Raw genomic sequence first — 22,925 nt, 5'->3', positions numbered from 1 at the left:
CCACCTGCGGACTTGATTTGGGAATCTAAAATTAATATTATTGAGTTCACCCATTCTTTCTATGCATTCACTGTAAAGGATCGAATAGACATCATCAGAGGTGACATCTATAGAGTAAGTCGAAATTAAGACGCAATACTTGGCCTAGCTAGATGCCGCAATTAGGTACCACACTATTAGGATGATCCCTCGCAAACCTACCAATTTTCTGAGAAGCAAAAATCAAATCTCATTCTATTGTTTATCCTGGATCTTAAGGTTAGATTGCGTAACTCGGGAAGACGAATAGCATGAATAACCTAAATGTTAATACCTTCCTCTGAATCAGTTGGTTGACTTTCTGGAAAAAAAACTATTTTATGTTTAGTGATCTCTTCCGATTCAGGTTCATTTACCTCTTCTTGCGTGACATCATAACCAGCAGCAATCTCACGAAGCGCTATAACCGTGGGTTTATCGTTATCTATAGGAACCATAGGTTCCACAGCGCCTAGTTCTAAAAAATGAGCGCGTCTCGCTGCTTTTAACACTAAATCAAAACGATTTTCAACATGTTCAAGACAATCTTCGACAGTTATACGTGCCATGTGACCCTCTTTAATATTAGCTAGTTCAATAATCAAATTAATCTCACCCACTCCTCGATTTTAAGTTATAATCTAGAATTAGAGTAGTAATTCTTTTACTAAAACTACGGTTACATTGTAGGTGATGGTTTTAGGAAGTAATATACCGTTTTTTCAGTAATTCTTCCAGAAGATTAGCCAGTTTCTCTTCCTGAATTTCTAACTGTAACCGTGCAGCACTGATGATATGAACTAAATTTTTTAGTGCCTGATTAAAATCATGATTTACGACGATATAATTGAATTCAGAATAGTGTGTCATTTCCTCACGCGCTAGCGCAATCCGTTGAGTAATGACAGCTTTCTCATCCTGATGACGTTTCATGAGTCTCTCCTTCAGTATACTTGCTGAGGGCGGCAAAATAAAAATCAAAAGTGCCGGTGGAAATAAGCAATGAATTTGTTGTGCCCCTTGCCAATCGATTTCCAACAATATATCTTTACCAGTTTTCAACTGTTTTATGACCCAGTCTTTTGCTGTACCATAGTGATAACCATACACAGCAGCATACTCAAGAAAAGCATCTGCCTTTACCATTGCTTCAAAGCGATTTTCATCAATAAAAAAATAATCAACGCCCTCCTTATCACCATATCGCATCGGACGAGTGGTGTAAGAAATGGATACTTTAATTTCTTTTAATTTATTAACAAGAGCACGCACCAGGCTGGTTTTACCAGCCCCAGAAGGAGCAGAGATAACAAATAGATTTGCTTTATAAGGAGATTTATTCAATGTTTTGTACCTGTTCTCTCATTTGCTCAATCTGCACTTTTAATTCAACTACAACTTCTGAAACACACACATCTAATGATTTGCTACCTAATGTATTCACTTCACGATTTAATTCCTGCATCAAAAAATCTAATCTCCGTCCCACTACACCTCCGTTGTTTAGAATGTGTTGTACTTCTGTAAGGTGTACGTTTAGTCGTTGTAACTCTTCAGCCACATCTACTTTTTGGATTAGCCATAGCATTTCCTGTTCTAAACGATCTTTATCCAGATTAAGCGAGCACTCATCAAAACGCGTCATTATTTTTTTACGCGTTAACTGCATTAATCTCGGCATTCGTTTTTGGATAAAAAAAAGCTGTTTTTTCATTACACGCAAACGATCTTCAACAAACACCTTAAGACCATTACCTTCGCGACACCGTATATTTACACAATTAGTTAACGTTTTTTTCAATAAAATCATAGCTGTTTCATTTATTGTATCTATCTGCATTTCTTTCATTTGCAAGATACCGGGATAGGATAATATATCCATTACATTAATCTTCGCCCTCGGAAAGAAATCGATAACTATTTTGCTTGCTTTTGCCAATCGTTCGACAAATGGTTGATTAACGATAATTTCGAAAGGTAAATCCTGCCCAGGCTGAAATCGCAAAATCGCTTCGACTTTTCCACGATTCAAATATTTTTGCATCATTTCCCGTGCAATCTGTTCCAAATCACGGAAAATATCTGGCAATCGAAGATTGATTTCAAGATAACGATGATTCACTGTCCGAATTTCCCATGTCAAAATCCCCCATTTTGCTTCCTGAGAGCTTCTAGCAAAGGCAGTCATACTTGTGATCATATAGTGTATCCCGTTGACAGATATCATAACACAAGGTAGTTAAGATCCAAGGTTATTAACTCTTTAACCATATGTATGTAAAACATATTTATAGATAGGGGTTTTGTTTATATTTAGCACAATCTTGTGATATAAGGACACTCTGTATATCAATAAATCTTAAGTAAGAGGTTAATATGCGTCCTAGTAAACGAGCAGCTAATGAATTACGATCCATTTCTTTTACCACTCAATTTATTCAATATGCCGAGGGCTCTGTTTTAGTAAATATGGGTCAAACTAAAGTAATTTGCACTGCGAGTATTACAGAAGGGGTTCCACGTTTTCTTAAAAATAGTGAGCAAGGATGGTTAACGGCAGAATATGGCATGTTACCGCGTTCCACTCATAACCGTATGGATCGAGAGGTGATTAGAGGTAAACAAGGCGGACGTACTGTTGAAATTCAACGATTAATCGGACGAGCGTTACGCGCAGCATTAGATCTTAAATTACTCAGCTCTTATACGATTACTATCGATTGTGATGTTATTCAAGCAGACGGCGGGACACGAACAGCCGCTATCAACGGTGGTTGTATTGCCATGGTCGATGCTCTGCGTTATTTACAAAGAAAAGGTATTTTAGAAACCGATCCTTTGAAACATTTAGTCGCTGCTGTTTCGGTAGGAATTTATAATGGAATACCTGTTTTAGATTTAGACTATGAAGAAGACTCAAAAGCGCACACAGACATGAATGTAGTGATGACAGATAAGGATTTATTTATTGAAATTCAAGGTACTGCTGAAGGCAACACCTTGCATGCTAAAGAGCTTGATGCGCTAATTGAGCTTGCCCGTGAAGGTATTAAAATCGTTCTCCAAAAGCAACAGGAAGCATTGAGGTACAGTTAGTGGAAAGGAAAATAAATACCACTCTTCCTATCGGCGTTTTCGATTCCGGCATTGGAGGGCTTACTATTTTACATGAACTGGTAAATCACTTACCTAATGAATCTTTTCTTTATTTAGGCGACATTGCGCGACTCCCTTACGGTACCAAAAGTCAGGAAACTGTCGTACGTTACGCTTCACAAATGACTTCTTTACTTGTTACACAAGGAATCAAACTATTGGTTTTAGCCTGTAATACTGTCTCCACAGCTGCGTTACCTTACCTACAAAAACGATTTCCTGACATCCCCATTATCGGTGTTGTAGAATCTGGCGCACAAGCTGCTGTAAATACAACAAAAAATAATAAAGTGGCTCTGCTTGCAACCGAAACAACTATCCAATCAGGGATTTATCAAAGTACGCTTCGATCGTTAAATCCCGCCATAGTAATTGTTACCCAAGCTTGTGGGCTGTTTGTGGCACTCGCTGAAGAAGGTTGCATCGATGACAATATTGCTCTACTCGTAACACAAAAATATCTTGAACCAGTGATTAGTCATCATCATTACTGTGATTCAGTGATTTTAGGTTGCACTCATTTTCCTGTATTTATACAATCATTCTCAGCGATTTTTGGAAGCAAGGTTAAGATAATTAATTCGGCAACGGCAACAGCTAAAGCAGTACAATTGATTGTAAAAAAAATGAATCTGGAAAATACGACTCTTCAACCAACAATTTCTTTCTTCGTGACCGATTCGCCTCAACGTTTCATTCGCGTTGGTAAAATTTTTTTCGGGCGATGCATTGATCCTGAAACAGTACAGCTAATTGATGGGGCAAGATGAAAGTAGTGATACTATTTGGTAGTATAAACATTAATATGATGACAATTAATAATGAAAATTGTCCCAGTCTTTTATGATTTCTAATTTACTCACATTAATTTTAGTGTGTGTACCGGATTCATCAGCTTGTTTAGATATCTCTGTATTAGCAGCAAGATTTATCAGCTTTTGACAAGCTTCGATGTGCTCTAGTTAGTAATTTAAGGTAACACAAATGGTCGAGGAGTGAAGACCAATCAAAATTGCATCTACTCGCAATATTTTACTCAGTAAAGTATCATAAGAAAATCGTATTTCTAACTGCAATTTGATATTCAGTTTAAGTTAAATGGATCGTTTTATTTTTTATTCAGGTTCGTTCCTTGAGTCAGTGAATAAGTACAGAACTGTTAAAACTGCCGCGCTGTGTCGTGAGCAATTTAAATCTCATCTCACACGTAAGATAATTTACAAGTTTTGGTATCAATTAATTTGACTTATTCATTTGATTAAATTCTAAAACTTAACGTACAACACAAAGATTTTTTCTTGTTAGCAATCGCCAAACAGGTAGTAATGGGTAAGGCAGATAATAATAGGTAAGATAGATAATGTCTGTTACTATAGTATAGATTCAGATGTTATATAGCAAACAAATTCAGAAGGGTTGGCTTATGGTGGACACGTAATGGTTGTACATTTCTAAGACGAGAATTTTAATGAAACTAATATAAGTTGTATTTGTTATTTTTCTCTTTTATTTAATTTTTGTCATTCTCTAGTCTATCCTTGATCTCACGATAAAGTATGAAAATGAGTACGGAAAACTATTGGAGAAATGATTGGTTAGCACTGATACGTTAATAAAATCTGAAGAGGAAATAGAGAAAATAGAAGCAATAAGATGAACTAGTTTATTCATAACCTATTATTGGAACAATAGTTGACCGAAGTTTTGCATAAATCGTAATCAACAATTCAACAGAGTACAAAATGTCTTTTATTTTTTGATTATACTTCTTCTCTCCTAGTTGTATCCGACAGAGGATCATATGGCCAATTTATTTTGGGATAAAATTGGCCATATGATCTGTTTTATTGCAACAATAAATTTCCATACTACTAAAAAAATTTCCATACTACTAAAATCACTCTTTTCTACGTCATGGCAATAGCAATTGATAACCAACGGATGGAACTTGATCAACACGTATAGTCCTAAAACAGGTCTTTGTTTCCTAAATGCAAATAATATCTGTATCCTATTTTCGATTAAAAAACTCTTTACGAACACTGCATTAATACTGATTTATATTCAAGGTGATAATATGCATAGATTATGTTAAAAATAACATTATGAACCAAGCCATAGAAATAGCAAGATTATTATTGAATATCAAGGCCGTTACTTTAAATCTGGAAGCACCATATCGATATACTTCAGGCTTACTATCTCCTATTTATTGTGATAATCGTCTAATTATTTCTTACCCTTATAAACGAAAAATTATTGTTGATTCTTTTCTACATCTTATTGAAAAAAATCAATTGCGATTTGATGTTGTTGCTGGTACGGCGACAGCGGGCATTCCGCATGCAGCCTGGATTGCTGATCGATTGAATTTACCGATGATTTATGTTCGTAACAAAGCTAAAACTTATGGCAAACAAAATCGGATTGAAGGTCGTTTAGAAAAGGGACAAAAGGTATTAATTGTTGAAGATTTAATTAGCATAGGAGAGAATTCTATTGCAGCAGGGGCAGCGCTTCGTGAATGTGAAGGTTGGGTTACTGATTGTGTGGCAATCTTCTCTTATCAATTACCACAAGCGATACAAAATTTTTCAAAGGCTTGTATTAATTGCTATACTCTTTCCAATTTTAGTACCCTAATCGAAGTAGCCGTTAAGGAAAATTACATTAACGAAAAAGAAAAGAGAAAAGCATTAATATGGAATAAAAATCCTGAGAAGTGGAAACCTTAGTCCTTCGTGTGTTTATCTCACTCACAATAAATACTCTTCTACCGTATCGCCCCATATTTTTGCCATTCTGTATTTTGATTGTAGAATGGCAAAGTGCGGAGAAAGCTGAGATTGAGAAACAGTTTTTAAAACGGCAACTTTAAGGTACTGTCAATATTCAGCAATTGCGTTCTAGACATTTCCTCGATACGTTTCAATTCATCTTTTGTATTTGCTTCAAAACGCAAAATCAAATAAGGTGAAGTATTAGATGGACGCACTAATCCCCATCCATTTTCAAACTCGACCCGTAGACCATCAATAGTAATTACTTCTGCATCCTCAAACACTGCCTTTTCTGCCAGTTTTTGTATAAAAAAGGTTTTTCCTCTTCCAGCATCGACAATTTTAATTCAGGTGTGTTGACGGTATTCGGTAACACACCAAAAATTTCGCTAATACGTTGTGAGTTATGTGAAACGATTCGTAATAAGCGCGCACCAACATATATACCATCATCAAAACCAAACCATTCGTCTTTAAAGAAAATATACCCACTTATTTCACCAGCTAATGGCGCGTTCATTTCAAATAACTTCGCTTTAATCGCCGAATGGCCAGTGCGCCACATTATTGGATTACCGCGATATTTTCTAATGATTTCTGGCAGATGATTGGAACATTTTACATCAAAAATAATATCAGAACCTGGTAAACGAGGTAAAAGGTCCATTGCAAACAACATCAACTGACGATCAGGCCAAATAATCTCACCTTTTTCCGTTACCACACCCAAACGATCCGCGTCACCATCAAAAGCAAATCCTAAATCAGCGTTTGTGTTTTTCACCATATTGATAAGAGTAACCAAATTATCAGGAACAGTGGGGTCAGGATGATGATTTGGGAAATTACCATCGACTTCACAAAACAGTTCCACCACCTCACATCCCATATGGCGATATAACTTAGGCGCAATTTTACCAGCAACTCCATTACCACAATCTATAACTATTTTAAAAGGACGTGCCAATTGAATGTGTTGGACGAGATAAGTTGTATAGTCCTGAATAATATCAATATCTATCTTGCGTCCCATTTTTTCTTCCCTGAAACTACCTTCTTGAATGCGCATTTTAATAGCCGCGATTCCTTCCATCATTAATGTTTTTCCATCCAATACAATTTTAAAACCGTTATGATTTCCAGGATTGTGACTCGCTGTTACTACTATGCCAGAATTAGCTTCCAAACGATTCGTCGCAAAATATACCAATGGCGTAGGTACGACCCCTACATTTAAGACTGTTAAGACTGTTGAACCTGTCTTGCAAAGACCATGTATTAAGGCAGTCGTTAAAATTGTGGCCCTGACAGACGACCATCACAGCCAACGACAACAACCTTTTGGCCTCGTTCATGAACTTCACTGCCAATAGCTAAAACTAACTAAACCAATCGCATAAGCTAAATCCACCATCAAGCTATCATCAGCGACAGGGCCTCGGATATCATAAGTTCGAAAAAGATTGTCAGGTATTGTTGTAGGACTTATGTTTCTCGAACTAATATCGACCGGAACTCCCGAAACCATCTATACCTCGTTCAGTTTGTTCAAACTCATCAACCAATTCAAATTGAGCTTTTAATATCAGTACAATTACCAATTGTGCAATCCGTTCACCTGGTTGGATGGTATAAGTTTCTTTACCACGATTCCAACAAGAAACCATCAAAGGACCACGATAATCTGAATCAATCAACCCAACCAAATTGCCTAACACAATGCCATGCGTATGCCCCAAACCCGAACGAGGTAAAATGATAACCGCCACATTAGCATTGTCTACATGAATAGCTATTCCCGTACTAATCAAATGTGTTTCTCCTGGACAAATCTTAAGCGGCTTGTTTAAACACGCTCGCAAATCAATTCCCGCAGAACCAGCCGTTGCATAATTAGGTAAAGGAAATTGACTTCCCAATCGTTGATCTAAAATTTTCAATTGTATAGGTTGCAACATAGTACCTCTGATTATGAGGTATCAAATGTAACGATTATTCTTATGACATACAAGTCTATTTTTATAACACATAAGTCGTAATTAAACCTAGTATTACAAAAGCAGGTAATTTAATTAAACTTAGTAGTTATGTCAACCAAAAAAGCTACCAACCATGACTGCAACATTGCTTTGTGGAAAAGTATAGCAAGAATTTTCCGACACTAAATTGATTTCTGTAGTGTTAACAAGGGTATGACTTACAATATCGTGAAGGAATTAAAAAATACTAAATTGTTATCTCAAGTGGCAGTAGTATATTGGAGAAAACTGATTGATCACCGACGGAAAGCGTTTTCTTTTTGCCTAACTCTATAGAATAAAAATTTTGATAATCTCCATCGAATCATTCAGAGTAAAAGACTGTTCTACGGTCACATTAATTGAGTTTCTATCTACTATGTATCCCTCAGAGAAATCATCAAACGTACTTTAACTGCCAAAATAGAGTTGACAACATAATAATTGATCGTTGCTTATAAATCGGAATATCTCTGAAACTCAATCAAGCTTCCGACTACATGACTACAGAGCATTCTAAAAACCCATTTCCTTATATCTTAAACACGCACGTTTGCTCAGCTATGAGTAATTATTGGCACAAGTACATATTGTTCTACAAGAGAAATATTCTTTCAACACAGCGTAAGAGTTTACTCGAGATTATGAGAGAGCTAATATGATAATGGAATAAGATAGTGCCCATTTTAAAAACACTTAATCTGCAAATTTTATCCTCTACAAGTTTTCCTGATAAATTAAGTGTAGAGTGTGTACAGTAAGGTCTCTCTACACAACAGCACTCCATACTCCTCATTTTCAAACAAAAAGTTTGCATTATTAATCTATTTCTGGTATAAGAGCGACGATTCAATCATTACCAGTGTGGAGTAGGTTCTCGTGCCGAGGTTATGCCAAGTAACCGGGAAACGCCCTCAAAATGGGCATAATGTTTCTCACGCTAACAATAAAACCAAACGACGCTTTTTTCCGAATTTGAAAAAGCATCGGTTTTGGTTTCCCGAAGAAAAACGTTTTATAACTTTAACTGTTTCTGTTCATGGCATGCGGATCATCGATAAATTGGGAATTCAGGTAGTTCTCGAAAAAATCCGTGGACGCGAAAGAATGAAAAATAGTAAAAAATAATTAAGGTTTAAATCATGGCTGTCAGTGCGCGCGAAAAAATCATGCTTAAATCTACTGGGAGAACCAAAGCTGGTAAACCAACGGGTACCTTTTATACTACTTATAAAAACAAACGTAATACGACTAAAAAAATAACTGCCAAAAAATTTGATTTTCGTGCATGGAACCCAAAAACAGGCAAAAATGGCATGCACGTGGATTTTAAAGAAAAGAAAATTCCGAGATAAAATGGTTATTCACCATGGTTATTTCACCATTTTCAAGTTCATCTGCTAAGCTAAAACTTCACTTTTTTCTTTGTTTTTTTCTTTGTAAAGATTGATATTTCTTCAGTAGTTCTTCTTTAGATTCGTAAAAGTCTAAGGGGATACAATCTACTGGACAAACTTGTCGGCATTGTGGCTCATCAAAATGTCCAACGCATTCCGTACAACGATAGGAATCAATTTCATAAACTAGTTTTCCTATTGAAATTGCATCATTCGGACATTCTGGCTCACATATATCACAGTTAATGCACTCTTCTGTAATCTTCAGCGCCATAAATACTCATTATTATTTTTCTTTCTTTTTTGTAAATGATGGGCAACCAGTGGCGGTACAAAAGATGATACATCCCCTCCGGATTCTAAAATCTCTCTCACTAGTGTTCCTGATATATAACTGTAATCGACTTTTGCTGGCAAAAAAACGACTTCCATTTTCGGTGACAAACTCTGATTCATGTATGCTAATTGACATTCATAATCAAAATCTGATACAGAGCGAAGTCCGCGTAAAATAATGTTAGCGTGATGTTGTCTAGCAAAATCCACTAATAACCCCTTGAGTGGTATAGCTTGTACGTTCTCAAAATTTTTACATACTGCTTCAATTAAATCTAGACGTTCATTCCAAGTCAAATAGGGGTTCTTGCGGCTTGTTGGCGCACAAGCCAAAATTACTTTATCAAATAACGACAAAGCTCGCCGAATAATATCTATATGACCATTACTCAGAGGATCAAACGTTCCTGGATACACAACTATTTTCATTACTTAGGCTCATCATATTTCGAATAGAACATTGTGCTTTTAATGTCAAAAGAGACTTACCTGCGGGTAAAATCAAATTTCTCGTTATTTCAGCAAGTGGATAAAGAACGAATTCCCGCCAAGCAAGTTGAGGATGAGGAATAATAAGATCATCGCCTTGCATTTGAATATCTCCATACAGTAAAATATCTAAATCGATCACTCGTGATCCCCACCGCTCATAATTCCGTTGTCGACCTTGTTGTGTTTCAAGTTGTTGCAATTTCCTCAAAAGTTCATAAGGTGATAATCTAGTCTCAAAGGCGGCAACTGCATTGATATAATCAGGTTGATTTTGTGGGCCTAACGGCTGACTTCGATAAAGACTAGAATGAATTAATAAATTCGTATCTGGAAGTTTTTCCAAATCGGCAATAGCCATTTGTACTCGTTTTTTTGGATTATTGAGGTTTGCACCAATACCGATATAGGTAATTGTCATTGTATTTTCTCATTTTCATTCATCAACCAACCATTGTTGGCTTTTTAATCCCTTCTAGGAAGTTTGTTGTTATCAGTAAACGTTTTCTATGATCGATTCTCTGTTCATGCTAACAGTTTAAAAAATCAAGAGCAAATCAAAAAAATATTGTTCCATAATTATGATAGCGAAGTTATTCTACAATGATACCGCAGCAACGGCGTAAAGCACATCTTTACAATTAAGTGTGGCAACGTAGTTTAGTGTCTCGATCTATTGATGTAAAGTAAAGACACTGTATTGATATAACGCCACATCAATACAGCGATACAATAAAGAAAATAATCATCTAATGTTTCCCAAAGTACATCAATTTTGAATGCTAGATCGTAAGCAAATAAAAATCCGAGATTTAAGATTTTATTTCTACTATAATTTTACTATAGAATAATTCAAATAAGTTCTTATAACTAAAGATAATGCAGTTTTCTCTTATAAATTATTTAGAAAATTTTCTAAGAATCACTGCTTAATAAGATAGCTATTTCAAAATATTTGCATATCTATTTAAAGATGTGCATTGATAACAGCACCTTGGATGCAAACCCAACATGCGTGTTGCGACGGAGTGCTATCCAATAAGGCACAATCTTCGCACTCTAGCTTAGTTTAGAGAGAGTACAATGTATTAAAAGCACTGCATTCAGACTGATCTTATCTCACACAACGGAGAACGCTTTTTTCGCAATGATGCGAGATCGGTCTTTCTTTTATCTATGAAATAGTTTCTCAAGCCATTATTAATTAGAACAAACTACATTCTCTGTATTAGGGCCTGCAATAAGCTGAGTCTGTTTTGGCACACCTAGTTTCTTCATCTAATAGTTTCAGAGGATATCGTTCTTTTATGGCGATAACATAGGTTCGAATTCTATGGAGAATACTGATTCATAGTTATGGGCTTTGTTAAGTAATTTTCAAGATAATCGCATGATTTACTAGATTTATATTTTAGAACTCAATGAAACAAATAGGGTTTAATCACTGCATTACGGTAAATATGAAATCACATTAAAAATACCAGAGAGGATCTACTATAAATTGATGTAGATCACGCATGAAAAATTCATTAACAGAATGCATAACAGGGAAAAGTAATATTATAATTTTATTTCGAAAATCCTTGCGAAAAACTTTAACTTTTTAGCTTTAAAGAAATGTGTGCTTTTTAATAAAGTAGAAAAAACTTGTGCTGTTTTCATTAGAAACCAAATACACCAAACTCTTTGTTTTAAGCCATTTTCACCATAAATAATATCAATTGGAGGGAACATTATTTAGACAATAATTTGAAAAATAAAAAACCGACAAGCCTATTTATTGTATTTTTCTTCAATATAACAAACAGAAATTGTAGATGATTGATAATATTTGTTTTATTTTGAGGTCTATAAATACCTGAAGGTCTATTTAAATAACTATATTTTGCTGATCCTAAGCGTTTTTCTATATACTTAGTTACGTTATTTATAATGCGTTATGTGAAGTGAAGCATTTGACGCTAGCGGTTTTCCGCTACCTTTTCTGTTACAGTCTATATTCAATTGGTCTATATTCAATTATGATAGAAAATGTCGAATTGTAATAGAAATTGGTAGGATTCCACTTGTTTATTTAAAAATCCGTTGTTTTCTAAGTAATTCAAGTAACGAATCGTTAATAAATCGTAGATTATAATTACATCATCTAGGATATAAAATTATTATTCAACATCCATGATCCATCTCTAAGTGCAAAAAATGGAGGCGTAAGAATGTCTGATGTTTGGAATTATTTAGATAACAAATGATTTAAAGTAAAGAATAATGCAAATATTGCGTAATACCAGATAAGAACATTTGTACCGCAATAGTCGTTAAAATCATTCCCATCAATCGTTCGATTGCCGTCAACCCCCGTTTTCCTAAAGCCTTCATCAGAAATGGTGCACACAACATAATGACAGTAAATACTATAGAAGCAATAAGTACACCTAAAAAGACGAGATATAGGTGATAAGGGTCACGTGTTACAAACAATAAAACCATTGCCATCGCGGAAGGTCCAGCTGTCAATGGTATTGCCAATGGCACAATTAACGGTTCTTCAAAATCTTCTTTTACTGTCTTTTGTTCGGATGGAAAAATCATACGCATAGCAATGATAAAAAGAATAATACCACCGGCAATGCCTAATGCTGATGTTCTGATATGCAAGCCATGCAGAATATAACGGCCAAAGAAAACGAATAAAGTAAGAATAATGAATGCAATGGTAGATTCACGCAAAATAATGCGGATTTGGTCACGAGTATTATACTTTTGAAGAATAGCGAGAAAAACGGGAATATTACCTAAAGGATCCATCACAAGGATTAGGGTGGTTGCAATAGTATAAAGTGTCATTTCATCCTCTTGACTCTATAATTTGATTATCATCTGACGATTTCATCGTAGCATCTCGATCTCTATGCGCACTCACTTTCCAACAATCAATAATTCTTGTCTTGGAATGAGGGAGGGGTCTGATGATTCAAGCGTCAGAATTGCTGTATTAGTAATAACACTTTCTATCTTACACGATACCTGACAGAGCAAAATCTTAATAATGTATCTTGTCGATATAAAGCAAGGAACTTTGTAAAACCTTTTTCCACCATGTTATCCATTCTTCTCTAATATTCAACAACAGTAGAGCAGCAAATATACAGTATGAGCAGTGCTTTAACAACAACTAGACGCTTTAACAATAACTAGACGAAGAGGAAATAGCGTACTTGGATTATTTTATCGCTTGCACAGTACTTCTATAATCGTACGCAGACTATAAAAACGATGCCTATATAATTGTGATGCAAGAAGATTGTACATACTGAGATCTGACTAAAAGGTTTTAATATAACAACAAAATAAAGATTCATTGCCTATTCAGGTTGGTATAGGGAATATCGAGGAAATTGTCTGGGAACATCACACAGTGTCAGGACTTAAATTTAAAGATAAGTTTTCCTCCAAACAAATCATTAATAATTACAGACCATAATATGATAGAGGGACGATTAATGAATGCTATTCATGAACACGAGCGTCAAAGCACCAAAATGAGAGATAAAAGCAGCCAAAAAATAAAATTCTAAATGCTATTTATGCTAATTATCAAATTCAAAACTGTGATTTATCTTTAAAATATCGTCAAATATTATCATTATCTCTGCATGGGGTCTTGACGCTTGTCTAAATGATAGTAATATTTTTCAAGCGGATTAGCGGTTATTAGTTACTGGTAGTAAAGGCTTACTGATTTCATGCATGTAAAAAAACAAACAGCAATAGTGTCATTAGCTGTCATTATGGCTTTTAGGATGCTGGGTTTGTTTATGCTTTTGCCTGTGTTTGCGCTTTATACACACAAAATTGCACTAGCCACACCAACACTCATTGGACTTGCCCTGGGAATTTATGGTCTTGCACAAGCATGTTTTCAAATAGCATTTGGTATACTCTCTGATTACATTGGACGCAAACCTGTTCTAGCAGGAGGCTTGATCCTATTGGGCTTAGGTAGCGTAGTTGCAGCGGTTGCGCATTCGATTTATGGGGTTATTATCGGTCGTGCAATTCAAGGAGCAGGAGCTATTGGCAGCACCGCACTGGCTACAATTGTTGATTTAACTCGCGATGAAGATCGCAGCAAAGCTATGGCATTAGTGGGCATGATCATTGGATTTTCCTTTGCTGCATCTCTTATCCTAGGACCTATCATCAATGCATGGTTTCAGCTTAGTGGTATTTTTTGGGTGACAGTGCTACTTGCTGGATTCAGTATTATTCTCCTTTATACTACCGTGCCGACTCCACCGAGAGTCTTTCTTCATCCTCAGATTAGATCGAAGCAGAACTATTTTAAAAGAGTTTTGTGTAATACCCAGCTTTTACGATTAGATCTAGGTATCTTTTCATTGCACTGTATCTTAACAGCATTTTTTATAGGTATTCCAGTCATGCTAAGTCAAATCATTTGTTTGACAGAACAGCAGCAAGTGCTGTTGTATTTAATAATCATGCTACTCACTTTTATAGTAATCATACCGCTTGTCATCATTATGGAGAAGCAACGCAAATTAAAATCCTTTTTTATTGGTTCTACTATAGTTCTGGTGATTTGTCCGATTTCATTATGCCTTTTACCGCACTCATTTAGTTCGATTAGCATTGTTTTATTTTTCTTTTTCATCGCTTTTACCTTACTTGAAGCTATCTTACCCTCGATAATTTCCAAAGTCGCGCCTATTCCTTATAAAGGAACTGCAATGGGTATTTATTCATCAGCTCAATTTTTTGGTATTTTTTTTGGCGGTAGCATTGGCGGTTGGATTTTTGACCATTTTCATATCTTGGGACTTTTTACTTTTTGCACGATAATTGGTTCAATATGGCTAGCAATTGTCATCCTCATGAAACAACCTCTTTATCTATCAACTATTACTGTAAGGTTAAATAAACCACTAATCATAGACTTAGCAGTTATACATCAAGATCTTTACTTAATTGAGGGTGTTTCAGAAGTTGTCGTATCGCATTATGAGAATCTCATTTACCTTAAATTCGATAAAAAAATAATTAGTGAAAACGAATTGCGAAAACGAATCAGACAGAGTACCCTAGATACGGACTGATTAGCGACCACTTGTCACACTGGCTTATCTACGAATTTATGACTTGCTAAGCGCTCAGGATTTCGTTTTCGTTAAAATGACGAGAAATAATTCAGGATTGAAAACTTAGGAGATTACAATGGCTAGAGGTGTTAACAAGGTAATTTTAATTGGAAATTTAGGTCAAGATCCCGAAGTGCGTTTTACACCGAATGGAAATGCCGTTGCTAACGTGACATTAGCCACAAGTGCAAGTTGGCGAGATAAACAAACTGGTGAATTTCAAGAGCGTACAGAATGGCATCGTGTCGCTTTTTTTAATCGATTAGCAGAAATTGTGGGTGAGTATTTACACAAAGGCTCTAAAGTTTATATAGAAGGTAGTCTGCGCACACGTAAATGGCAAGATAAGAATGGCGTCGATCGTTATACAACGGAGATTATCGCCAATGAAATGCATATGCTTGATAGCCGTAGTGGTAATGGCGGAAATCATAACAATCAGCTGAATGAAGCAAGTGGATCTCATAAGCAAAAAAGTGGGTTTTCGAATACTCAAGCTTCCACACAAGCCTCCGTATCTGGCGACGATGCGTCATTTCCTAATTTTGATGATGATATTCCCTTTTAATAAAATCACTACAATAATATAATAGCTTCGCAGGCATGTGTGGAACAAAGCGAGTTTTCGTCTGCGAATAGTAAAAATTCAGTCTTGTGCGATGTCACTTTTCCTAACTTAAAATTGCTATGAGCGCAGTCGCTAACTGCTTTACGTGTAGAACATTCACAGTTCCATAAGCATAAGCCTGAGCCTAAGCCTATTAATGTATTTTACCATGGGGATCCACCTCGATTCCACCCCTGATCAATTCAAACAACTAAGTAAGCTATTAAATTGATTATTATGCCTTATTAGTAGTGATTCAACAGAAAATGATGGCTAGTTGTATGAAGTAATAGTTGTATGAAATAATTATTAGTGCTGTCAATTGGCTTAATTTATCGAAATTTATCGAATTGAAGGGATAGCAATATTAATATCAACTTCTTTTTTATAATCAATACCACTCAAGTCAAAGCCAAATAAGTGATAAAATTCTCTACGATAATCGGCAATATCAGAAATGATTTCAATATTATCGTTCCCAATTAGATTCCATAATCGTTCAACTGCCTTTTGTACATCGTCTCTCATTTCCCAATCATCAATACGAATACGTCCTTCTGAATCAGTTGGAATTTCATAATTATGATACAAACGTTCACTAAACAATCGCCATATTTGTTCGATACAACCTTCATGAATATTTTTTCTCTTCATTATCTTATAAAGCAACGTAACATAGAGTGGCACTACCGGAATAGCTGCACTGGCCTGTGTAACTAATGCTTTGTTCACTGAAATTAATGCTCGTCCATCTAATTTTGATTTTAACTGTATATCTAATTTCTTCGCTGTTTTTTCTAAATGAAGTTTAGCTCTGCCGATTGTACCATTACGATAGATGGCATGCGTTAATTTTGGACCAATGTAAGTGAAAGCAACTGTTTTGACGCCTTTTGCCAGACAATTATTTTTTAGTAAAGCATCTATCCATAATACCCAATCTTCCCCACCCATCACGGTTTCAGTATCTTTAATTTCCTTTTCATTCGCCGACTCGATGAAAATCTCACTCACTTCACCTGTCATGACGTTAACGGTTTTATTACAATATGGTTGACCAATCGGCTTTAAAACAGCATTAAATATTCTGCCGTTTTTAGGATGAATACGGCGTGGAGAGGCAATACTATAAATCACAAGATCAACATCGCCTTGCCAATCATTTTTAATTAAATCAACTGCTTTTTGTTTAATTGCTTTGGAAAAGGCATCACCATTAATGCTTTTAGCATATAACCCTTCATCATAAGCTATCTTTTCAAATGCAGCTGTATTATACCAACCCGCAGAAGCAGTGCGTTTTCCACTTATAGGCTGTTTCTCAAAAAACACACCGATCGTTTGAGCGCCAGCACCTAAGGCGGATACAATCCGGCTGGCCAGACCAAAACCTGTCGAGGCTCCAATAACTAATACTTTTTTGGGACCTTCACTTAAATACGACTTCTTTTTAACATAATCAATCCATTGCATTACATATTTCGCGCAACCTTCCGGATGTGCTGTTGTGCAAATAAATCCCCGAATTTTCGGTCGAACAACCATAATATATTCTCTCTTCTTCTATCTTTTTTAGCTATCAATCCTTATTACGTTATCACAATTTTTTCCTATAGATATAGCGAACGGTCCTTGAATTTCTAAAATTATAACATCACCTACGGTCATCTCAATTCAGGGAACCTCTGACTTTATTGTATAACTACTTTCCTAGGCAGTTAAATAATAGATAGAACAAAACGTGAGGAAAATAATGAAATTAAACACTCGACTTCTTAAAGATAATACACTTAAAGATGATACATTAGAATGACACGTTCTTTCACTTGGTAATTTAAATAGTCAAATCAAGCAGAAGTCGTTTATATTGTTATGTAACAAAGCCTTTAGTATCGATTAGTCTGATGTCGCTTAGTATTAAGAAAATCCATGATATTTCGTTTATACTTATTCAGCTTCAGCTGCTTCTGATTCTTTATGGTCAATTAATTGGACGACAGCCATCGGTGCGCTGTCCCCAACACGAGAACCGCATTTGAGTACACGACAATAACCACCAGGCCGATCTTTGTAACGGGGTCCAATTTCTTTAAAAAGTTTTACCACAGCAATATTGTCACGCAAACGATTAAAAGCGAGACGGCGATTGGCAACACTATCTTTTTTGGCTAAAGTAATTAAAGGCTCAACCAGTCGACGTAGTTCTTTGGCTTTAGGTAAAGTTGTCTTAATCAGATCGTGTTTAATTAACGATACAGCCATATTTTGCAGCATTGCAAAACGATGCTCTCCTGTACGATTTAAATATCTACCACTTTTACGATGGTACATTATCTATTTTTCCTCTACTAATAAACAAGCCGGAGGCCATCCCTCAATATTCATACTCAAACTTAAGCCGTTTTGTGCAAGAACGCTCTTAATTTCCAACAATGATTTTCTACCTAAATTAGGGGTCTTTAATAAATCATTTTCTGAACGCTGAACTAAATCTCCGATATAATAAATACTTTCTGCTTTTAAGCAATTAGCTGCTCGCACCGTTAATTCTAGGTCATCAACAGAACGCAATAACAGTGGATCAATCTTATTCTCTTTTCTATTACTACCATGATATTCTTCATGTTTTAGATCTACAAAGGCGGCTAATTGGTGTTGTAGAATGGTCGCTGCATAACGAATAGCTTCTTCTGGATTCAAAGTACCATTTGTTTCAAGATCAATGATTAATTTATCCAAATCGGTTCGCTTTTCAACCCGAGCATTTTCTACTGAATAGGTTACACGACGAACTGGACTATAAGAGGCGTCCAATAATAGAACACCCACAGGACGAGTTTGCCCTCCTCCATCCATACGAGTGCTCGCAGGATCATAACCACGACCCATGGCGACTTTAAGAGTCATATCAACTGCACCTTCTTTAGTCAAATGAGCAATAACGTGATTAGGATTAACAATCTTAACACCATGATCAGCTTTAATATCGGCAGCAACGACAGTACCTGCACCTTTCATACTCAAAATTAATTTAGCCTCATCACGATTCTCTAGCTTAATCGCAATGCCTTTCAAATTCAATAAGATATCAACAACGTCTTCGCGAATACCTTCAATGGAACTATATTCATGCAAAACACCTTTAATTTCTACTTCGACAATCGCTGCTCCAGGCATTGAAGATAACAAAATTCGGCGCAATGCATTTCCCAATGTATATCCAAAGCCTCGTTCTAGTGGCTCTAGAATAATGCGAAAGTAATTAATCGAAACAGTTTGAACTTGAATGTTTTTCGGTGTTAAAAACGACTTATAAATAGCTTGTTGCTGCATATCTATGGCCTCTCATTTTGAATAGAGTTCAACAACGAGGTTGACTTTAAATTCGGTAGGCAACTCAGCCACATCTGGCTGGTTTCTAAAAATACCCACCATATTCTTTATATCAACTTCAATCCAAGAAATCGGAACGCGTTGCTGTGCTAATTCCAATGAGGCTTTGACACGAAGTTGGCTTTTAGCTTTATTGTGAACTTCAATAACGTCTCCCGGTTTTACTTGATATGAAGGAATATTAACGATTGCTCCATTCGCTAAAATAGCTTTATGACTTACTAACTGTCTTGCTTCCGCGCGAGTTGTTGCAAAGCTCATACGATAAACCACATTGTCAAGACGACACTCTAACAATCTTAATAAATTATTACCGGTAGAACCTTTTAATCGATCAGCGCGTTTATAATAATTGCGGAATTGTTTTTCAAATACATCATAATAGCGTTTAATCATTTGTTTCATTCGTAACTGAATGCCATAATCGGTAGACCGACCTCTTCGTTGCCAATGCATACCTGGAATACGTGCGATATTACATTTTGAGTCGATTGCACGAATGCCGCTTTTTAGTTGCAAATCGGTTTTTTCACGACGTGATAGTCGACATTTCGGACCTAGATACCTCGCCATCATTAACCTCCTACACTCGCCGTTTCTTGCGTGGCCGACAACCGTTATGAGGTAGGCGTGTGCAATCCTGCAAGTTAATCACTTCTAAACCTGCTGAACGCAATCCTCGAATAGCCGAATCACGACCTGCGCCAGGACCTCTAACACGTACTGCAACTCGACGCATATCAAAATTTTCGCGAGCTACTCGACCAACTTCTTCTGAAGCTAACTGTGCTCCGTAGGGAGTCCCTTTCCGAGATCCTTTAAAACCAGTACTGCCTGCAGAACGAAAGCATAAAACATTACCTTGCAGGTCAGATACACTAATCATGGTGTTATTGAATGTCGCTTTAATATGAGCAATTCCTTCAGTGACCTTGCGATAACGTTTTTTTATCATAAAATACAACCTTTTCTTCTTCAATGATCAAACATCAAGTTCTCATAGGTTTACGCTTGCCTTTACGGATGCGTGCATTGGTACGTGTTCTCTGACCACGCACAGGCAATCCGCGACGATGTCGAATACCCTGATATGTGCCTAAATCCACTTTTCTTTTAATATCCATCGAGCGTTCACGGCGCAAATCACCTTCAACAGTACACTTACTCACTTCAGCACGTAAAGCTTCCAATTCAGTGTCAGATAACTCATTAACTTTCCTTCCTGAATCAATTTTAGTAGCCTTGCAAATTTCCAAAGCTCTGGCATGACCAATACCATAGATGGCTTGTAATGCTATCCGCGTGTGTTTTCGTACCGGAATGTTAACGCCCGCAATGCGAGCCACCATTACTACCATCCTGTTTCTACTCCAACTTATTAATATTTATCGATAAAAGATTTTCAAGCGTACTCTTTATTGCCTGGTAAATCAAGTAACGAAATCTTATTTTCCACCCTTTTGCCGTTGTTTGTGTCGAGCGTTAGTGCAGATCACTCGTACAACACCATCTCGTCGAATCACTTCACAATTTCGACACATTCTTTTTACCGATACTCTAACTTTCATTCAACCAACCTCGCTATCGAATCAGTCCAAATTTTGAACCTTTTATACCAGATTTCTTCATTAAAGATTCATATTGATGACTCATTAAGTGTGCCTGCACTTGAGCCAAGAAGTCCATAATAACCACTACTACGATTAGTAAAGAAGTTCCTCCAAAATAGAACGGAAGATTCCATGCCAAGATAAAAAATTGTGGTAAAAGAGCAACTACGGTTAAATAGATAGACCCAGCTAAAGTTAGTCGGGTCATTACCTTATCAATATAATTTGCAGTTTGTTCGCCTGGACGGATACCTGGAATAAAAGCACCTGATTTTTTTAAATTCTCGGCAGTTTCTTTCGGATTAAATACTAAAGCCGTATAGAAAAAACTGAAAAAAATTACAGCAACAGCAAAAATTACGCTATACACCGGTTGGGCATTAGAAAGTACTAAGGAAACATCATTCAACCAGCCTAATCCTTTTACCGACGACATAAATTTAGCAACCGCACCAGGAAATAAAATAATACTTTGTGCAAAAATCACTGGAATGACTCCTGCCATATTAATTTTCAATGGTAAATGGCTGCTTTGTGCAGCATACAATCTTCTACCTTGTTGACGTTTTGCATAATTAATAGCAATACGTCGTTGCGCACGTTCAAAAAACACTACAATTAAGGTGATCATTACTACCGCCATTATCAAAAGTAGTAAGGTCAATACTGACATTTGACCTTGCTGAACTTGGGTAAATACTTGTCCTACTGCTGCCGGAAAACGTGATGCAATACTCGCAAAAATAATTAAAGAAATACCATTCCCTACACCTTGCTCTGTCATCTGTTCGCCAAGCCACATTAAAAACAAAGTACCAGTAACCAGTGTGACAACAGCGGTAAAATAAAAACTTAAACTCGGGTTAATCACTGTACCACTATTCACCAGCCAGTTAGTCATAAAAATGGACTGTAATAAAGATAAAGTAACAGTCCCATAGCGAGTATATTGATTAATCTTACGACGTCCAGCATTTCCCTCTTTTCGCATTATCTGCATGGCCGGAGAAATTTGACTGTACATTTGAATGATGATAGAAGAGGAAATGTAGGGCATTACCCCTAAAGCAAAAATCGTCATCCGACTTAAGGCACCACCGGAAAACATATTAAACATTCCTAAAAAACCCATTGCGTGTTGCTGAAAGATCTGTGTTAAGCGAGCAGGATTAAGGCCAGGCACTGGGATGTAGGAACCCAGTCGATACACAACAATACCGATTAAAACAAACAACAAGCGACGTTTTAACTCGCTCAGGCCGCCTTGCGACAAAGATGCACCGAGTTTTTTAGCCATTATCTCACCTAGACTTTGTTACTTCATTTATAGGAATGCATTTGTTATTCTACCTGACCACCTACTGCCTCAACGGCAGCTTTAGCACCTTTAGTGATGCGCAAACCACGAATAGTCACAGATCTTTCTAATTTACCCGAGGCAAATATTTTAACGTACTTAATTTGGTTATTGATAATACCAACAGCTTTTAATACTTCGATATTTACTATACCAGAACTAACTCTATTTAATTCACGTAAACGCACTTCGGTTGACACCAAACTCTTTCGCGAAACAAAACCAAATTTTGGTATCCGACGCTGCAGCGGCATCTGACCGCCTTCGAAACCAACTTTATGATAACCACCTGAACGTGAGCGCTGACCTTTATGACCACGACCACACGTCTTGCCTCTGCCACTACCAATACCTCGACCAACTCGTATTTTGTATTTACGGGAGCCTAGATCGGGTTTTAAACTATTTAGTTGCATCTCGAACTGCCTCAACTTGTAATAAATAAGCAACTTGCTTGATTAGGCCGCGATTAACATAGGTATCAGCGACTTCTACCGACTGCCGAATATGACGTAATCCTAAAGCCTCAACACACTCACGATGACCTCGCTTTCGACCGAATTTGCTTTTCATTAAGGTAACACGTAATTTTTGTTCTTCCATGACTA

Annotated in this window: 26 protein-coding genes and 1 pseudogene; 7 read left to right on the top strand and 20 right to left on the bottom strand. The window is 36.5% G+C overall.

Going from position 1 to position 22,925, the window contains the following annotated elements:
• Window positions 1-368: 368 nt before the first annotated feature.
• The 3 genes and pseudogenes from rpoZ to CEAn_RS01425 form a co-directional block, all read right to left on the bottom strand.
• Window positions 369-587, bottom strand: a pseudogene (gene rpoZ / locus CEAn_RS01435) (DNA-directed RNA polymerase subunit omega); the annotation flags it as partial.
• Window positions 588-717: 130 nt separating this feature from the next.
• A complete protein-coding gene (gene gmk, locus CEAn_RS01430; RefSeq protein WP_211924045.1) occupies window positions 718-1,362 on the bottom strand; it encodes a guanylate kinase in 645 nt (214 codons plus the stop codon).
• A complete protein-coding gene (locus CEAn_RS01425; RefSeq protein WP_244670097.1) occupies window positions 1,355-2,206 on the bottom strand; it encodes a YicC/YloC family endoribonuclease in 852 nt (283 codons plus the stop codon). The genes gmk and CEAn_RS01425 overlap by 8 nt, the downstream gene beginning before the upstream one ends.
• Before the next feature lie 188 nt (window positions 2,207-2,394).
• On the opposite strand from CEAn_RS01425, the gene rph reads away from it, so the two are divergent.
• From rph to pyrE, 3 genes are all read left to right on the top strand, one after another.
• On the top strand, window positions 2,395-3,114 hold the full coding sequence (gene rph / locus CEAn_RS01420; RefSeq protein WP_211924043.1) for a ribonuclease PH: 720 nt from the start codon (window positions 2,395-2,397) through the stop codon (window positions 3,112-3,114).
• Window positions 3,115-3,125: 11 nt separating this feature from the next.
• Complete coding sequence (murI, locus tag CEAn_RS01415) at window positions 3,126-3,944, top strand: glutamate racemase (protein ID WP_211924141.1); 819 nt, start codon at window positions 3,126-3,128, stop codon at window positions 3,942-3,944.
• Between the two features lie 1,335 nt (window positions 3,945-5,279).
• Entirely contained in the window at window positions 5,280-5,909 is a 630-nt protein-coding gene (pyrE, locus tag CEAn_RS01410) for an orotate phosphoribosyltransferase (RefSeq protein WP_211924042.1), read from the top strand.
• Window positions 5,910-6,034: 125 nt separating this feature from the next.
• On the opposite strand, the gene CEAn_RS03620 is transcribed toward pyrE, so the two are convergent.
• From CEAn_RS03620 to dut, 3 genes are all read right to left on the bottom strand, one after another.
• On the bottom strand, window positions 6,035-6,238 hold the full coding sequence (locus CEAn_RS03620) for a hypothetical protein (protein WP_244670095.1): 204 nt from the start codon (window positions 6,236-6,238) through the stop codon (window positions 6,035-6,037).
• The gene (locus CEAn_RS01405; RefSeq protein ID WP_244670114.1) at window positions 6,217-7,233 is read right to left on the bottom strand and encodes a phosphomannomutase/phosphoglucomutase; all 1,017 of its coding nucleotides are present in this window, start codon (window positions 7,231-7,233) and stop codon (window positions 6,217-6,219) included. Before CEAn_RS01405 ends, CEAn_RS03620 begins: the two co-directional genes overlap by 22 nt.
• 220 nt (window positions 7,234-7,453) lie before the next feature.
• Window positions 7,454-7,912: a dUTP diphosphatase gene (gene dut / locus CEAn_RS01400; protein WP_211924041.1), complete on the bottom strand. Its 459-nt coding sequence runs from the start codon at window positions 7,910-7,912 to the stop codon at window positions 7,454-7,456.
• A 939-nt stretch (window positions 7,913-8,851) separates the two neighbouring features.
• Between dut and rpmB the strand changes: the two genes are divergently transcribed.
• Together rpmB and rpmG are read left to right on the top strand one after the other, a co-directional pair.
• The gene (rpmB, locus tag CEAn_RS01395) at window positions 8,852-9,100 is read left to right on the top strand and encodes a 50S ribosomal protein L28 (RefSeq protein ID WP_211924040.1); all 249 of its coding nucleotides are present in this window, start codon (window positions 8,852-8,854) and stop codon (window positions 9,098-9,100) included.
• 14 nt (window positions 9,101-9,114) lie between these two features.
• Window positions 9,115-9,327 carry a 50S ribosomal protein L33 gene (rpmG, locus tag CEAn_RS01390; RefSeq protein WP_211924039.1) on the top strand — a complete coding sequence of 71 codons (213 nt, stop codon included), beginning with the start codon at window positions 9,115-9,117 and terminating at the stop codon, window positions 9,325-9,327.
• A gap of 58 nt (window positions 9,328-9,385) precedes the next feature.
• Here the strand turns inward: rpmG and CEAn_RS01385 are convergent, their stop codons facing one another.
• From CEAn_RS01385 to CEAn_RS01370, 4 genes are all read right to left on the bottom strand, one after another.
• Complete coding sequence (locus CEAn_RS01385; protein WP_211924038.1) at window positions 9,386-9,643, bottom strand: YfhL family 4Fe-4S dicluster ferredoxin; 258 nt, start codon at window positions 9,641-9,643, stop codon at window positions 9,386-9,388.
• Complete coding sequence (coaD, locus tag CEAn_RS01380; protein WP_211924037.1) at window positions 9,634-10,134, bottom strand: pantetheine-phosphate adenylyltransferase; 501 nt, start codon at window positions 10,132-10,134, stop codon at window positions 9,634-9,636. Before coaD ends, CEAn_RS01385 begins: the two co-directional genes overlap by 10 nt.
• The gene (gene folK, locus CEAn_RS01375; RefSeq protein WP_211924036.1) at window positions 10,103-10,615 is read right to left on the bottom strand and encodes a 2-amino-4-hydroxy-6-hydroxymethyldihydropteridine diphosphokinase; all 513 of its coding nucleotides are present in this window, start codon (window positions 10,613-10,615) and stop codon (window positions 10,103-10,105) included. Before folK ends, coaD begins: the two co-directional genes overlap by 32 nt.
• Window positions 10,616-12,444: 1,829 nt before the next feature.
• Window positions 12,445-13,038 (bottom strand): MarC family protein, encoded by a 594-nt coding sequence (locus CEAn_RS01370; RefSeq protein WP_211924035.1) that lies wholly within the window; start codon window positions 13,036-13,038, stop codon window positions 12,445-12,447.
• Window positions 13,039-13,937: 899 nt separating this feature from the next.
• On the opposite strand from CEAn_RS01370, the gene CEAn_RS01365 reads away from it, so the two are divergent.
• Together CEAn_RS01365 and ssb are read left to right on the top strand one after the other, a co-directional pair.
• Window positions 13,938-15,308 (top strand): MFS transporter, encoded by a 1,371-nt coding sequence (locus CEAn_RS01365; protein WP_211924034.1) that lies wholly within the window; start codon window positions 13,938-13,940, stop codon window positions 15,306-15,308.
• 118 nt (window positions 15,309-15,426) lie between these two features.
• On the top strand, window positions 15,427-15,918 hold the full coding sequence (gene ssb, locus CEAn_RS01360) for a single-stranded DNA-binding protein (RefSeq protein ID WP_211924033.1): 492 nt from the start codon (window positions 15,427-15,429) through the stop codon (window positions 15,916-15,918).
• 381 nt (window positions 15,919-16,299) lie between these two features.
• Here ssb and fabV read toward each other — a convergent pair whose 3' ends face one another.
• From fabV to rpmD, 10 genes are all read right to left on the bottom strand, one after another.
• Window positions 16,300-17,502 (bottom strand): enoyl-ACP reductase FabV, encoded by a 1,203-nt coding sequence (gene fabV, locus CEAn_RS01355; RefSeq protein WP_211924032.1) that lies wholly within the window; start codon window positions 17,500-17,502, stop codon window positions 16,300-16,302.
• A 402-nt stretch (window positions 17,503-17,904) separates the two neighbouring features.
• Window positions 17,905-18,288 (bottom strand): 50S ribosomal protein L17, encoded by a 384-nt coding sequence (rplQ, locus tag CEAn_RS01350; RefSeq protein ID WP_211924031.1) that lies wholly within the window; start codon window positions 18,286-18,288, stop codon window positions 17,905-17,907.
• Window positions 18,289-18,291: 3 nt separating this feature from the next.
• Window positions 18,292-19,290, bottom strand: a complete 999-nt coding sequence (locus CEAn_RS01345) for a DNA-directed RNA polymerase subunit alpha (protein WP_211924030.1) — start codon at window positions 19,288-19,290, stop codon at window positions 18,292-18,294.
• Between the two features lie 12 nt (window positions 19,291-19,302).
• On the bottom strand, window positions 19,303-19,923 hold the full coding sequence (gene rpsD, locus CEAn_RS01340) for a 30S ribosomal protein S4 (protein WP_211924029.1): 621 nt from the start codon (window positions 19,921-19,923) through the stop codon (window positions 19,303-19,305).
• Between the two features lie 10 nt (window positions 19,924-19,933).
• Window positions 19,934-20,305, bottom strand: a complete 372-nt coding sequence (gene rpsK / locus CEAn_RS01335; protein WP_211924028.1) for a 30S ribosomal protein S11 — start codon at window positions 20,303-20,305, stop codon at window positions 19,934-19,936.
• A gap of 34 nt (window positions 20,306-20,339) precedes the next feature.
• Window positions 20,340-20,699: a 30S ribosomal protein S13 gene (rpsM, locus tag CEAn_RS01330; protein WP_211924140.1), complete on the bottom strand. Its 360-nt coding sequence runs from the start codon at window positions 20,697-20,699 to the stop codon at window positions 20,340-20,342.
• Between the two features lie 96 nt (window positions 20,700-20,795).
• A complete protein-coding gene (rpmJ, locus tag CEAn_RS01325) occupies window positions 20,796-20,918 on the bottom strand; it encodes a 50S ribosomal protein L36 (RefSeq protein WP_211924027.1) in 123 nt (40 codons plus the stop codon).
• Between the two features lie 13 nt (window positions 20,919-20,931).
• On the bottom strand, window positions 20,932-22,257 hold the full coding sequence (gene secY / locus CEAn_RS01320) for a preprotein translocase subunit SecY (protein WP_211924026.1): 1,326 nt from the start codon (window positions 22,255-22,257) through the stop codon (window positions 20,932-20,934).
• 44 nt (window positions 22,258-22,301) lie between these two features.
• Window positions 22,302-22,733: a 50S ribosomal protein L15 gene (gene rplO, locus CEAn_RS01315; RefSeq protein ID WP_211924025.1), complete on the bottom strand. Its 432-nt coding sequence runs from the start codon at window positions 22,731-22,733 to the stop codon at window positions 22,302-22,304.
• Entirely contained in the window at window positions 22,720-22,920 is a 201-nt protein-coding gene (gene rpmD, locus CEAn_RS01310; protein WP_211924024.1) for a 50S ribosomal protein L30, read from the bottom strand. The genes rplO and rpmD overlap by 14 nt, the downstream gene beginning before the upstream one ends.
• Window positions 22,921-22,925 lie beyond the last annotated feature (5 nt).

The organism is Coxiella endosymbiont of Amblyomma nuttalli (genome assembly GCF_018107685.1).
In the GTDB taxonomy this organism is placed as follows: domain Bacteria; phylum Pseudomonadota; class Gammaproteobacteria; order Coxiellales; family Coxiellaceae; genus Coxiella.
This window is presented reverse-complemented; position numbering and strand designations above follow the sequence as displayed.